The sequence below is a fragment of the Pseudomonas sp. AGC41 genome (assembly GCF_057334555.1).
The window spans coordinates 76,486-78,467 of sequence record NZ_JBHFJB010000039.1 but is presented as its reverse complement, the minus strand read 5'-3'; the positions used below and the strand labels follow the sequence as shown (position 1 = coordinate 78,467).

At 60.7% G+C, this 1,982-nt stretch carries 2 protein-coding genes; one reads left to right on the top strand and one right to left on the bottom strand.

Annotated elements, in window-relative coordinates; all coding sequences use genetic code 11:
- Nucleotides 1–48: 48 nt before the first annotated feature.
- On the bottom strand, nucleotides 49–591 hold the full coding sequence (locus tag ACE04F_RS07340; protein ID WP_047227511.1) for a YaeQ family protein: 543 nt from the start codon (nucleotides 589–591) through the stop codon (nucleotides 49–51).
- A 147-nt stretch (nucleotides 592–738) separates the two neighbouring features.
- Between ACE04F_RS07340 and ACE04F_RS07335 the strand changes: the two genes are divergently transcribed.
- The gene (locus ACE04F_RS07335) at nucleotides 739–1,938 is read left to right on the top strand and encodes a CaiB/BaiF CoA transferase family protein (protein ID WP_486105614.1); all 1,200 of its coding nucleotides are present in this window, start codon (nucleotides 739–741) and stop codon (nucleotides 1,936–1,938) included.
- The last annotated feature ends 44 nt before the right edge of the window (nucleotides 1,939–1,982 follow it).

Sequence of the window (1,982 nt, the reverse complement as noted above, 5' to 3'; positions counted from 1 at the left end):
AGCAAGCTCCTTCGCCACAAAGCGTTCACTTGATACAGGGTCAACGGCTCAACCGCGCTCGCCCAGCAACCATTGCAGCTGAACCTCATGCTGGCCACGGTCGTCGGTCACGAAAATCGTCCCTTCGCTGATCATCACGTCCCACTTGATCACCCGTGGCATGTCCTTGGCCAGGGTTTCGAGCACTTCCTGGGGGACGGCGGCGATGTTGACGTTCTTCAGGTTCTTCACCGCGGGGATCACCTTGCCTTCCCAGACCCGCAGGCTGCCGTAGGCCAGCAGGCTGGTGCGCTCGGTGCGGCGCGAGCACCAGGTCAGGCGATCGGCATCCGGCTGGCCGACTTCGATCCAGTGCAGCACACGGTCATCCAGGCTTTTTTCCCACAATGCAGGTTCGTCGACATCCGACAGCCCACGACCAAACGCCAGCAGCTCGTTGTACCAGAACGCGTAGGCCAGCAGGCGCACGGTCATGCGCTCTTCGGTTTCCGAAGGATGGCGGGCAATGGTCTGCTTCACATTCTCGTAAACGCTGCGGTCGAGGTCGGTGAGGTTCAGTTCAAACTTGTAGGTCGTGGACGGCTGGGCCATGAACGGGCTTCTTGATACGAGGAAAGGCGGCAAGTCTAACCGATGCGACGGCTAATCCACGAATTGCCGACCATCAACCTGCGGCGACGACAGTCAGCCTATGATAAAACGCTCTATTCGTTCTGCCTTTGCCCTACAGGATCCGTCATGTCACCTACAGCCAAACCCCTTGCGGGCGTCAAGGTCATCGAACTCGGCACGCTGATCGCCGGCCCTTTTGCCGCGCGGATCTGCGGTGAATTCGGTGCCGAGGTCATCAAGGTCGAATCGCCGGACGGCGGCGATCCGCTGCGCAAGTGGCGCAAGTTGTATGAAAGTACGTCCTTGTGGTGGTTCGTCCAGGCACGCAACAAGAAGTCCGTGACACTGAACCTCAAGCACCCCGAAGGCTTGGCAATTCTAAAAAAACTGCTCGGCGAAGCTGACATCCTGATCGAGAACTTTCGTCCCGGCGTGCTGGAAAAGCTCGGCCTGGGCTGGGACGTGTTACACGCACTGAATCCGAAACTGGTCATGGTCCGGCTATCGGGCTTCGGCCAGACCGGGCCGATGAAGGATCAGCCCGGTTTCGGCGCCGTCGGTGAGTCGATGGGCGGCCTGCGTTACATCACCGGTTTCGAGGACCGCCCACCGGTGCGCACCGGTATCTCCATCGGCGACTCGATCGCCGCGCTCTGGGGAGTGATCGGCGCGCTGATGGCCTTGCGTCACCGGGAGGTCAACGGCGGGACCGGCCAGGTCGTGGACGTGGCGTTATACGAAGCGATTTTCGCCATGATGGAAAGCATGGTGCCGGAATTCGACGTGTTCGGTTTCATCCGCGAACGCACCGGCAACATCATGCCCGGTATCACGCCGTCATCCATCCACACCAGCGCCGACGGCAAGCATGTACAGATCGGCGCCAACGGTGACGCCATCTTCAAGCGTTTCATGCAGGTCATTGGCCGGGACGACCTGGCAAATGACCCGCAGTTGGCCAGCAACGATGGCCGTGACGAACGCCGCGACGAGTTGTATGGGGTCATTGATCGCTGGGTCAACTCGCTGCCATTGGATGCCGTCATCGACCAGCTGAACCAGGCTGGAGTGCCGGCGAGCCGGATCTTCAGCGCGGAGGACATGTTCAGCGACCCGCAATTCCTCGCCCGCGAGATGTTCCTGCAAGCCAGGCTGCCGGATGGCAAGGCGTTCAAGATGCCTGGGATTGTACCGAAGCTTTCCGACACGCCAGGGGCCGCCGAATGGGTCGGGCCTGCATTGGGGGAGCACACGGTACAGGTGCTCGCTGAGCTTGGCTACGATGCGCAACAGGTCGCCAGGCTGCGCACCGATGGCGCCGTTTGAGGAACAAATCTTCGGATAGAGGAAGATCCAAAGTGGGGGGGGGG